The organism is Agrobacterium sp. ST15.13.013 (assembly GCF_027956525.1).
Taxonomy (GTDB): Bacteria; Pseudomonadota; Alphaproteobacteria; order Rhizobiales; family Rhizobiaceae; genus Agrobacterium; species Agrobacterium salinitolerans.
Map to the genome: position 1 here is coordinate 111,841 of NZ_JAQKGP010000017.1, position 8,899 is coordinate 120,739.

Annotated in this window: 18 protein-coding genes and 1 pseudogene; all 19 read right to left on the bottom strand. The window is 57.7% G+C overall.

Annotation, left to right across the window (positions count from 1 at the left end):
* Window positions 1-22: 22 nt before the first annotated feature.
* Complete coding sequence (rplR, locus tag PL597_RS17725) at window positions 23-385, bottom strand: 50S ribosomal protein L18 (RefSeq protein ID WP_003516127.1); 363 nt, start codon at window positions 383-385, stop codon at window positions 23-25.
* 12 nt (window positions 386-397) lie between these two features.
* Window positions 398-931 carry a 50S ribosomal protein L6 gene (gene rplF, locus PL597_RS17730; protein ID WP_003495204.1) on the bottom strand — a complete coding sequence of 178 codons (534 nt, stop codon included), beginning with the start codon at window positions 929-931 and terminating at the stop codon, window positions 398-400.
* A gap of 42 nt (window positions 932-973) precedes the next feature.
* Window positions 974-1,372: a 30S ribosomal protein S8 gene (gene rpsH, locus PL597_RS17735; protein ID WP_004442588.1), complete on the bottom strand. Its 399-nt coding sequence runs from the start codon at window positions 1,370-1,372 to the stop codon at window positions 974-976.
* A 12-nt stretch (window positions 1,373-1,384) separates the two neighbouring features.
* Window positions 1,385-1,690 carry a 30S ribosomal protein S14 gene (rpsN, locus tag PL597_RS17740; protein WP_003507785.1) on the bottom strand — a complete coding sequence of 102 codons (306 nt, stop codon included), beginning with the start codon at window positions 1,688-1,690 and terminating at the stop codon, window positions 1,385-1,387.
* 33 nt (window positions 1,691-1,723) lie between these two features.
* A complete protein-coding gene (gene rplE, locus PL597_RS17745; RefSeq protein WP_003495201.1) occupies window positions 1,724-2,278 on the bottom strand; it encodes a 50S ribosomal protein L5 in 555 nt (184 codons plus the stop codon).
* Window positions 2,271-2,579 carry a 50S ribosomal protein L24 gene (gene rplX / locus PL597_RS17750; protein ID WP_003495200.1) on the bottom strand — a complete coding sequence of 103 codons (309 nt, stop codon included), beginning with the start codon at window positions 2,577-2,579 and terminating at the stop codon, window positions 2,271-2,273. Before rplX ends, rplE begins: the two co-directional genes overlap by 8 nt.
* 12 nt (window positions 2,580-2,591) lie before the next feature.
* Window positions 2,592-2,960: a 50S ribosomal protein L14 gene (gene rplN / locus PL597_RS17755; RefSeq protein WP_003495199.1), complete on the bottom strand. Its 369-nt coding sequence runs from the start codon at window positions 2,958-2,960 to the stop codon at window positions 2,592-2,594.
* Between the two features lie 234 nt (window positions 2,961-3,194).
* A complete protein-coding gene (rpsQ, locus tag PL597_RS17760; RefSeq protein ID WP_077983837.1) occupies window positions 3,195-3,431 on the bottom strand; it encodes a 30S ribosomal protein S17 in 237 nt (78 codons plus the stop codon).
* Between the two features lie 11 nt (window positions 3,432-3,442).
* Window positions 3,443-3,643 carry a 50S ribosomal protein L29 gene (rpmC, locus tag PL597_RS17765; RefSeq protein WP_003495193.1) on the bottom strand — a complete coding sequence of 67 codons (201 nt, stop codon included), beginning with the start codon at window positions 3,641-3,643 and terminating at the stop codon, window positions 3,443-3,445.
* Window positions 3,644-3,655: 12 nt separating this feature from the next.
* Window positions 3,656-4,069: a 50S ribosomal protein L16 gene (gene rplP, locus PL597_RS17770; protein ID WP_003507774.1), complete on the bottom strand. Its 414-nt coding sequence runs from the start codon at window positions 4,067-4,069 to the stop codon at window positions 3,656-3,658.
* 38 nt (window positions 4,070-4,107) lie between these two features.
* The gene (gene rpsC / locus PL597_RS17775) at window positions 4,108-4,839 is read right to left on the bottom strand and encodes a 30S ribosomal protein S3 (RefSeq protein ID WP_004442600.1); all 732 of its coding nucleotides are present in this window, start codon (window positions 4,837-4,839) and stop codon (window positions 4,108-4,110) included.
* The gene (gene rplV / locus PL597_RS17780) at window positions 4,839-5,228 is read right to left on the bottom strand and encodes a 50S ribosomal protein L22 (protein ID WP_065113658.1); all 390 of its coding nucleotides are present in this window, start codon (window positions 5,226-5,228) and stop codon (window positions 4,839-4,841) included. Before rplV ends, rpsC begins: the two co-directional genes overlap by 1 nt.
* A gap of 2 nt (window positions 5,229-5,230) precedes the next feature.
* Window positions 5,231-5,509, bottom strand: a complete 279-nt coding sequence (gene rpsS / locus PL597_RS17785) for a 30S ribosomal protein S19 (protein ID WP_003507772.1) — start codon at window positions 5,507-5,509, stop codon at window positions 5,231-5,233.
* Between the two features lie 15 nt (window positions 5,510-5,524).
* On the bottom strand, window positions 5,525-6,361 hold the full coding sequence (rplB, locus tag PL597_RS17790) for a 50S ribosomal protein L2 (RefSeq protein ID WP_077983838.1): 837 nt from the start codon (window positions 6,359-6,361) through the stop codon (window positions 5,525-5,527).
* Between the two features lie 43 nt (window positions 6,362-6,404).
* Window positions 6,405-6,698, bottom strand: a complete 294-nt coding sequence (locus PL597_RS17795; protein ID WP_063948592.1) for a 50S ribosomal protein L23 — start codon at window positions 6,696-6,698, stop codon at window positions 6,405-6,407.
* Window positions 6,695-7,315 carry a 50S ribosomal protein L4 gene (rplD, locus tag PL597_RS17800; RefSeq protein WP_003495173.1) on the bottom strand — a complete coding sequence of 207 codons (621 nt, stop codon included), beginning with the start codon at window positions 7,313-7,315 and terminating at the stop codon, window positions 6,695-6,697. Before rplD ends, PL597_RS17795 begins: the two co-directional genes overlap by 4 nt.
* A gap of 12 nt (window positions 7,316-7,327) precedes the next feature.
* Window positions 7,328-7,969, bottom strand: a complete 642-nt coding sequence (rplC, locus tag PL597_RS17805) for a 50S ribosomal protein L3 (RefSeq protein WP_077983839.1) — start codon at window positions 7,967-7,969, stop codon at window positions 7,328-7,330.
* 204 nt (window positions 7,970-8,173) lie between these two features.
* Entirely contained in the window at window positions 8,174-8,482 is a 309-nt protein-coding gene (gene rpsJ / locus PL597_RS17810; protein WP_003507767.1) for a 30S ribosomal protein S10, read from the bottom strand.
* A 311-nt stretch (window positions 8,483-8,793) separates the two neighbouring features.
* A pseudogene (locus tag PL597_RS17815) lies at window positions 8,794-8,899 on the bottom strand (elongation factor Tu); the annotation flags it as partial.

Sequence of the window (8,899 nt, forward strand, 5' to 3'; positions counted from 1 at the left end):
TCGATGCCCGGGCGGAAAAAACTTAGAAGTTCAGACCGCCTTCGCGGGCAGCTTCAGCCACGGCCTTGATGCGGCCATGATAGATGAACGCGCCACGGTCGAATACGACATCCTTGACGCCAGCCTTGACGCCACGCTCGGCAACCAGCTTGCCGACAACAGCCGCTGCTGCAACGTCGGCGCCGGTCTTGAGCGAACCGCGCAGATCAGCTTCGAGCGTGGAGGCTGACGCAAGCGTCTTGCCAGCAACGTCATCGATGATCTGGGCATAGATGTTCTTCGACGAGCGATGAACCGACAGGCGCGGACGGCCGTTGGCAACCGCCTTGATCTGGCGGCGCACACGGCTCGCGCGACGTGCAAGTGCTTCTTTCCTGCTAGCCATTTCGCGTGATCCTTACTTCTTCTTGCCTTCTTTGCGCACAATACGCTCTTCAGCGTACTTTACGCCCTTGCCCTTGTAGGGCTCGGGACCGCGGTATTCGCGGATTTCCGCGGCTACCTGGCCAACCTGCTGCTTGTTGATGCCGGAAACGATGATTTCCGTCGGCTTCGGCACGGCAATGGTGATGCCGACCGGAGGCTCGTAAACAACGTCGTGGCTGAAACCGAGAGCCAGCTGCAGGTTCTTGCCCTGCATGGCGGCACGGTAACCAACGCCGTTGATTTCGAGCTTGCGCTCATAGCCGTCCTTAACACCCTTGAAGATGTTCTCGATCATCGTGCGGGACATGCCCCACTTCGAACGAGCTTCCTTGGTGCCGTTAGCCGGCGTTACGGAAACGCCGTTATCTTCGAGCTTCAGCTGAATGTCGTCGTTAGCGACGAAAAACAGTTCACCCTTCGGGCCCTTAGCAGTAACCTTCTGGCCGTCGACATTGGCCGTCACACCTGCTGGAACCGGAACGGGCTTTTTACCGATACGAGACATTATTCAATCCTGTCTGTTCGTTATGGAGATCCTGCTCGGGTCTTAGAAGACCGAGCAAAGAACCTCGCCACCAACGTTCTGTTCGCGAGCCTGGTGATCGGCCATCACGCCCTTCGGGGTCGAAAGGATGGTGATGCCGAGGCCGTTCGCGACCTGCGGAATGGACTTTACCGAGACATAAACCCGGCGGCCCGGCTTGGAAACGCGGCCGATCTCACGGATCACCGACGCACCTTCGTAGTACTTCAGCTCGATGGTGAACTCGGACTTGCCGTTTTCAAAATCGACCTTGGAATAACCGCGAATGTAGCCTTCAGACTGCAGCACGTCGAGAACGCGTGCGCGCAGGCTGGAAGCAGGCGTGCTTACCGAAGACTTACGGCGAGCAGCACCATTGCGGATGCGGGTGAGCATATCACCCAAAGGATCAGTCATGGTCATGTGCCCGTCTCCTTACCAGCTCGACTTGACAATGCCCGGCACCTTGCCGGAATTGCCCAGCTCACGAAGCGCGATACGCGACATCTTGAGCTTGCGATAGAACGCGCGCGGACGGCCCGTTACTTCGCAGCGGTTGCGGATACGCGTCTTCGAGCCGTCACGCGGCAGCGAAGCGAGCTTCAGAGTGGCCTTGAACCGGTCTTCGATCGGAAGGGACTGGTTCATCACGATCGCCTTGAGAGCAGCGCGCTTGGCAGCCTGCTGGGCGACCGACTTGCGGCGGCGCTTGTTCTTTTCAACTGCGCTTGTTTTCGCCATATCGGAGTTCCTTTTCTACGCTCGTCGTTACGGTTAGTGACGGAACGGGAAGTTGAACTCTGTCAGCAGAGCCCGAGCTTCGTCGTCCGACGTCGCCGTCGTGCAAACGATGATGTCCATGCCCCACATCTGATCAACCTTATCGTAGTTGATCTCAGGGAACACAATGTGTTCCTTGATGCCCATGGCGAAGTTGCCACGGCCGTCAAAGCTCTTCGGGTTCAGACCCCGGAAGTCGCGAACGCGCGGCAGCGCGATGTTGACCAGACGATCAAGGAATTCGTACATGCGGGCGCCACGAAGGGTAACCTTCGCACCGATCGGCATGCCTTCGCGAACCTTGAAACCAGCGATCGAGTTGCGAGCGCGGGTAACGACCGGCTTCTGGCCGGCAATCGCAGCCAGATCACCGGCAGCGATCGTGGGCTTCTTGGAATCGGCAGTCGCTTCGCCAACGCCCATGTTGATCACGATCTTTTCAAGCTTCGGGATCATCATGACGTTTGCGTAGGAGAACTTCTCCTGCATGGCGCCACGGATACGGGAAACGTATTCCGTCTTGAGACGCGGCTCGTACTTATCAGCCATCGATCACTTCTCCCGAACGCTTGGCCACGCGGACCTTCTTGCCATCCACAACAGAGAAGCCAACGCGGGTCGGCTTGCCATCCTTGTCGACGATGGCGATGTTGGAGATGTGCAAGGATGCTTCCTTGTTGATGATGCCGGCTTCCTGAGCCTGGGTCTGGCGCTGGTGACGCTTCACCATGTTCACGCCACGCACAACGGCACGGTCTTCTTTCGGCATTACCTGGATTACTTCGCCGGTACGGCCCTTGTCCTTACCGGTCAATACGACAACCTTGTCGCCTTTACGAATTTTCTGCATCGCATACGCTCCTTACAGTACTTCCGGAGCCAGCGAGATGATCTTCATGTGGTTCTTGGCGCGAAGTTCGCGCGGAACCGGTCCGAAGATACGGGTGCCGATGGGCTCTTTCTTGTTGTCGATAAGAACGGCTGCGTTGTTATCGAAACGGATGACGCTGCCGTCAGCGCGGCGGATGTCCTTGGCGGTGCGCACGACAACCGCCTTCATCACGTCGCCCTTCTTGACGCGGCCGCGCGGAATAGCTTCCTTGATGGAAACGACAATAATGTCGCCAACAGAAGCATATTTGCGCTTCGAGCCGCCCAGCACCTTGATGCACATGACACGACGTGCGCCGGAATTATCCGCCACGTCGAGGTTTGTTTGCATCTGAATCATGTCAGGTCGCCTTCTTGTTGTTACCGGAACGGTTGGGCAAACTCTCCCGAGCGAGCCCCCTGCCCCAGCTTATGAATGTCTCTTTTTTTGCGCGGAAAAATCGTGACAGGGTGGTTTCCCGAAGGACCTTCCGTGCGCATCAAAGCAAAAGACGCCCGGGTCACGAGCGTCCTTGCGCTGCTTCATACAGGAATTCGCGCCAAGTGCAAGACACAAGGCGCGATTCTGATGAAATTAAGCCTGGGCGGAAACGACCGTCCAGCGCTTGTCCTTGGAGATCGGTGCGCATTCCTCGATGGAAACGACATCGCCGACCTTATACTGATTGTTTTCGTCGTGTGCCTTGTACTTCTTCGAACGACGAACGGTCTTTTGCATGAGCGGGTGAGCGAATCGACGCTCAACCCGGACCACGACAGTCTTCTCGTTCTTGTCGGACACAACGACGCCCTGCAGAATGCGTTTCGGCATATTATTCTTCCTTAGGCCTTGGCTTCTGCCGCCTTCTGGCGGGCAATGGTTTTGACGCGGGCGATGTCCTTGCGGACTTCGTTGATGCGCGAGGACTTCTCCAGCTGGCCAGTCGCCTTCTGGAAGCGCAGGTTGAACTGCTCCTTCTTCAGATCGGCGAGCTTGTCCTTGAGCTGGTCGGCGCTAAGGCCGCGAACTTCATCGGCTTTCATGTGCCTTGCTCCTTACTCTGCGATGCGCTGTACGAAGCGCGTCTTGACCGAGAGCTTGGCAGCGCCGAGACGAAGCGCCTCACGGGCGATCTCCTCGGTAACACCGTCGATCTCGAACATCATACGACCGGGCTTGACCTTGCATGCCCAGTAATCGACCGAACCCTTGCCCTTACCCATACGAACTTCGGTCGGCTTTGCCGTAACCGGAACGTCGGGGAATACGCGGATCCACACGCGACCTGCGCGCTTCATGTAACGCGTGATCGCGCGGCGGGCCGCTTCGATCTCGCGTGCATTCACGCGGTTCGGTTCCTGCGACTTCAAGCCGAATTCACCGAATGCCAGGTCAAAGCCGCCCTTGGCGACGCCCTTGATGCGTCCCTTGAACTGCTTACGGTACTTAGTACGCTTTGGCTGCAACATTTTCTTACTTCTCCGAGCTTATCTTTCGCCAGCGTCAATCAAGCGTTTTCGCGACGACGATCGCCACGATCGCCACGCTCACGGCTTGCAGGGCCCTGTGCGTCGCCTTCGAGACCGCGACGCTCAGAAGCCATCGGATCGTGCTCAAGGATTTCGCCCTTGAAGATCCAGACCTTGATGCCGCAGATGCCGAATGCGGTTTCAGCTTCAGCTGTGCCGTAGTCGATGTCCGCACGCAGCGTGTGCAGCGGAACGCGACCTTCGCGGTACCATTCGGTACGAGCGATTTCAGCACCGCCGAGACGGCCGCCGCAGGTGATCTTGATGCCTTCGGCGCCAAGACGCATTGCGGACTGAACAGCACGCTTCATCGCACGGCGGAAAGCCACGCGGCGCTCGAGCTGCTGAGCGATCGACTGGGCAACCAGCGTCGCGTCGATTTCCGGCTTGCGCACTTCAACGATGTTGAGGTGCGTTTCGGAGTTGGTCATCTCGGAAAGCTTCTTGCGAAGCTTCTCGATGTCTGCACCCTTCTTGCCGATGATCAGACCCGGACGAGCCGAGTGGATCGTGACGCGGCACTTCTTGTGCGGACGCTCGATGACGACCTTTGCGATACCGGCCTGCTTGAGTTCCTTGATCAGATAAGCCCGGATCTTGAGGTCTTCATGCAGCAGCTTGCCGTATTCTGCGGTGTCAGCGTACCAGCGGCTGTCCCAGGTACGGTTGATGCCGAGGCGGAAGCCGATCGGATTGATTTTCTGACCCATTATGCGGCCTCCCCTTTTTCCTCGACTTCACGAACAACGATCGTGAGGTGAGAGAACGGCTTTTCGATGCGGGAAGCACGACCACGGCCACGAGCGTGGAAACGCTTCATGGTGATGGACTTGCCAACATAGGCCTCGGCGACGACGAGAGCGTCGACGTCGAGGTCGTGGTTGTTTTCCGCATTGGCAATTGCAGATTCCAGCGTCTTCTTGACGGTGCCTGCAATGCGCTTGCGGGAGAATTCGAGCTCGGCGAGAGCGCGATCAACCTTCTTGCCACGGATAAGAGCGGCAACCAGGTTCAGTTTCTGGGGGCTGACGCGGAGCGTACGGGCAACGGCCTGAGCCTCGTTGTCCTTCAGCCGGCGTTCGGTCTTAGCCTTCGCCATGATTACTTCCTCTTTGCCTTCTTGTCCGCGCCGTGACCGTAATAGGTACGGGTCGGAGAGAATTCACCGAACTTGTGTCCGACCATGTCTTCGTTGACCGAGACGGGCACATGCTTGCTGCCGTTGTAGACGCCAAACGTCAGACCGACGAACTGCGGCAGGATCGTGGAGCGACGGCTCCAGATCTTGATTACTTCATTACGTCCGCTCTCGCGCACCTTCTCAGCCTTGGTGAGAAGATAGCCGTCAACAAACGGACCTTTCCATACTGAACGAGCCATGAGTGACTACCTCTCTTACTTCTTACGCTGATGGCGCGAGCGCATGATGAACTTGTCGGTCGACTTGTTCGAACGGGTGCGCTTGCCCTTCGTGGGCTTGCCCCACGGAGTAACCGGGTGGCGACCACCCGACGTGCGACCTTCACCACCACCGTGCGGGTGGTCGACCGGGTTCATGACGACGCCGCGAACGTGCGGACGCTTGCCGCGCCAACGCGAACGACCGGCCTTGCCGTCGTTGATGTTGCCGTGGTCCGCGTTCGAAACAGCACCGATCGATGCGAGGCAGGAGCCGTGCACCAGGCGCTGTTCGCCCGAGTTGAGACGCAGGATGGCCATACCGGCATCGCGGCCGACGAGCTGGACATACGTACCGGCGGAGCGAGCGATCTGACCGCCCTTGCCCGGCTTCATCTCGACGTTGTGGATGATCGAACCGACCGGAATGTACTGAAGCGGCATGGTGTTGCCGGGCTTCACGTCCACTGCCTTGTCGGAGGCGATCACCTTGTCACCAGCAGCAAGACGCTGTGGCGCGAGAATGTAAGCCTGTTCGCCGTCGGTATACGTAACCAGCGCGATGAACGCGGTGCGGTTGGGGTCGTATTCCAAACGTTCAACGGTGCCTTCAACGTCAAACTTGCGACGCTTGAAGTCAACCAGACGGTAGGTCCGCTTGTGACCGCCACCCTGGAAACGGACGGTGATCCGGCCCTGGTTGTTACGGCCACCCTTGGAGCTGAGGCCCTGGGTGAGAGCCTTTACCGGCTTGCCCTTGTAGAGCGAAGCGCGGTCCACGATAACCAGCTGACGCTGGCTCGGCGTGGTCGGATTGAAACTTTTCAATGCCATATTCTTGTTCCCTTTTGGGTCTTTGCCCGCTTGGGCCTAACCTTTAGAGTCCGGTGGACACGTCGATGGATTGACCTTCGGCGAGCGTGACGACGGCTTTCTTGACGTCCTTCAGCTTACCGGCGAACCCACGGAAACGACGGGTCTTACCCTTGCGGATAAGCGTGTTCACAGCCGTGACTTTGACGCCGAAGAGAGCTTCCACGGCAGCCTTGATTTCAGGCTTGGAAGCATCCTTGGCGACGTTGAATACGACCTGGTTCTGTTCGGATACCAGCGTCGACTTTTCCGTGATCGAAGGAGATACGATCACATCGTAGTGGCGAAGATCCGTCATTTGAACCGCTCCTCCAGAGCCTCTACAGCAGCCTTGGAAAGCACCAGCTTGCCACGGCGCAGGATGTCGTAAACATTGATGCCCTGCACCGGCAGAACGTCCACATTCGGGATGTTCTGAGCAGCGAGCTTGAAGTTGCCATCAAGTTCGGCGCCGCCGATTACGAGAGCGTTGGTCAGGCCAAGCGAAGCGAAGCTGCCCAGCAGAGCCTTGGTCTTTGCTTCGGACGCGACGAGCTGATCGACGATGATCAGTTCTTCAGCCTTCAGCTTTGCAGACAAAGCGTGACGCAGGGCGAGCGCACGAACCTTCTTGGGAAGGTCATGGGCGTGGCTGCGAACGACCGGGCCGTGGGCCTTGCCGCCGCCGCGGAACTGCGGTGCGCGAGCCGAATGGTGACGAGCGCGGCCCGTACCCTTCTGCTTGTACATCTTCGCGCCGGTGCGGGAAACTTCCGACCGGTTCTTGGATTTGTGCGTTCCCTGCTGCTTCTTTGCAAGCTGCCAGCGAACCATGCGGGCCAGAATGTCCTGGCGGGGGTCGAGGCCGAAGATCTCATCCGACAGAGAAACCTTGCCGGCGTCTTTTCCCTCGAGGGTCTTGACGTTCAATTCCATGATAAGGCTCCCTTACTTCGCAGCCGACTTGACGGCGTCGCGGACGATGATCCAGGAACCCTTCGAGCCGGGAACTGCACCCTTCACGAGGATGAGGCCACGGTCTTCATCAGTCGAAACGACTTCAAGGTTCTGGGTCGTAACGCGGGTCTGGCCCATATGACCAGCCATGCGCTTGCCCTTCCAGACGCGGCCCGGATCCTGGTTGGAACCGGTCGAACCGTGTGCACGGTGCGAGATCGAGTTACCGTGCGAAGCGCGACCACCACCGAAGTTGTGACGCTTCATAGCACCGGCGAAACCCTTACCGATCGTGGTTCCGGTGACATCGACCAACTGGCCGGACTGAAAATGATTTGCGGTCAGTGTTGCACCGATGTCGATCAGGTTCTCGGGGGAAACCCGGAACTCGACGAGCTTTGCTTTCGGTTCGACATTGGCAGCGGCAAAGTGACCGCGAAGAGCCTTCGTCGTGTTCTTGACCTTGGACTGGCCGGCACCGAGCTGAACTGCGGTGTAGCCATTCTTGTCTTCCGTGCGCTGGGCAACGACTTGTACGTTATCCAGTCGCAATACTGTTACAGGGATATGTTCACCTGCGTCGTTATAGACGCGTGTCATACCCACTTTCTGTGCAATCACACCTGAACGCATTGGTTCATCCTCTTGCGAGCCTTGAAGGGAAAACCCTCTCTGGCCTTTGTTAAGGAGTGCCCTTCGACATCTCACGATGTTTCCGGTCTCCGGTTTGGAAGTCGTTGGATTGCTCCACGTACCTTCCTTGTTATTGGCCCTCACCCAAGAGTGAGGTCCGGCCTTGTTACTTCAGCCCTCACCTTGGACGGTTCGGGCCGGGTCTTAGAGCTTGATTTCCACGTCAACGCCAGCAGCGAGGTCGAGCTTCATCAGAGCATCGACAGTCTGCGGGGTGGGATCAACGATATCGAGAAGACGCTTGTGCGTCCGCATTTCGAACTGTTCACGGCTCTTCTTGTCAACGTGAGGAGAGCGGTTGACGGTAAACTTTTCGATGCGGGTGGGGAGCGGAACCGGGCCGCGAACGCTGGCGCCGGTGCGCTTTGCGGTCGACACGATTTCACGGGTAGAGGCATCGAGGATCCGGTGATCGAACGCCTTGAGGCGGATACGGATATTCTGGCCGTTCATTCGTCTTGTCCTTGTTCTTTGTTATTCGTTTCCGCACGCGGAAACACATGAACTTCTATTGATCGTGGCGCCGCAGATTTTCAAAAATCGAGAGGGATGCGCGTCACACCCCAATCATTTCGGTAGTCTGTATTGCTAAAAAAACCGCGTTTCGCAATCGCTTACGAATCCAGCGGTGATTGTGAGTGCGCGTTTACGCGCTTTCACCGAATTTTTCAAGCACTAAAAATGCAACGCCGCCAGGCTTTTTACCAAAAGTCCGGCGGCGGTGTTGTTCACACCGCCGCCAGTCAGAATTTCAAAGGTCGAAATTACTCGACGATCGAGGCAACGATGCCGGCGCCGACGGTACGGCCGCCTTCGCGGATAGCGAAGCGCAGCTTTTCTTCCATCGCGATCGGAACGATCAGCTCGACG

Excerpts from the sequence above, each read along its gene's own strand:
- rplR (WP_003516127.1), bottom strand. The coding sequence starts at position 385 with ATGGCTAGCAGGAAAGAAGCACTTGCACGTCGCGCGAGCCGTGTGCGC.
- rplF (WP_003495204.1), bottom strand. The coding sequence starts at position 931 with ATGTCTCGTATCGGTAAAAAGCCCGTTCCGGTTCCAGCAGGTGTGACG.
- rpsH (WP_004442588.1), bottom strand. The coding sequence starts at position 1,372 with ATGACCATGACTGATCCTTTGGGTGATATGCTCACCCGCATCCGCAAT.
- rpsN (WP_003507785.1), bottom strand. The coding sequence starts at position 1,690 with ATGGCGAAAACAAGCGCAGTTGAAAAGAACAAGCGCCGCCGCAAGTCG.
- rplE (WP_003495201.1), bottom strand. The coding sequence starts at position 2,278 with ATGGCTGATAAGTACGAGCCGCGTCTCAAGACGGAATACGTTTCCCGT.
- rplX (WP_003495200.1), bottom strand. The coding sequence starts at position 2,579 with ATGCAGAAAATTCGTAAAGGCGACAAGGTTGTCGTATTGACCGGTAAG.
- rplN (WP_003495199.1), bottom strand. The coding sequence starts at position 2,960 with ATGATTCAGATGCAAACAAACCTCGACGTGGCGGATAATTCCGGCGCA.
- rpsQ (WP_077983837.1), bottom strand. The coding sequence starts at position 3,431 with ATGCCGAAACGCATTCTGCAGGGCGTCGTTGTGTCCGACAAGAACGAG.
- rpmC (WP_003495193.1), bottom strand. The coding sequence starts at position 3,643 with ATGAAAGCCGATGAAGTTCGCGGCCTTAGCGCCGACCAGCTCAAGGAC.
- rplP (WP_003507774.1), bottom strand. The coding sequence starts at position 4,069 with ATGTTGCAGCCAAAGCGTACTAAGTACCGTAAGCAGTTCAAGGGACGC.
- rpsC (WP_004442600.1), bottom strand. The coding sequence starts at position 4,839 with ATGGGTCAGAAAATCAATCCGATCGGCTTCCGCCTCGGCATCAACCGT.
- rplV (WP_065113658.1), bottom strand. The coding sequence starts at position 5,228 with ATGGCGAAGGCTAAGACCGAACGCCGGCTGAAGGACAACGAGGCTCAG.
- rpsS (WP_003507772.1), bottom strand. The coding sequence starts at position 5,509 with ATGGCTCGTTCAGTATGGAAAGGTCCGTTTGTTGACGGCTATCTTCTC.
- rplB (WP_077983838.1), bottom strand. The coding sequence starts at position 6,361 with ATGGCATTGAAAAGTTTCAATCCGACCACGCCGAGCCAGCGTCAGCTG.
- PL597_RS17795 (WP_063948592.1), bottom strand. The coding sequence starts at position 6,698 with ATGACGGATCTTCGCCACTACGATGTGATCGTATCTCCTTCGATCACG.
- rplD (WP_003495173.1), bottom strand. The coding sequence starts at position 7,315 with ATGGAATTGAACGTCAAGACCCTCGAGGGAAAAGACGCCGGCAAGGTT.
- rplC (WP_077983839.1), bottom strand. The coding sequence starts at position 7,969 with ATGCGTTCAGGTGTGATTGCACAGAAAGTGGGTATGACACGCGTCTAT.
- rpsJ (WP_003507767.1), bottom strand. The coding sequence starts at position 8,482 with ATGAACGGCCAGAATATCCGTATCCGCCTCAAGGCGTTCGATCACCGG.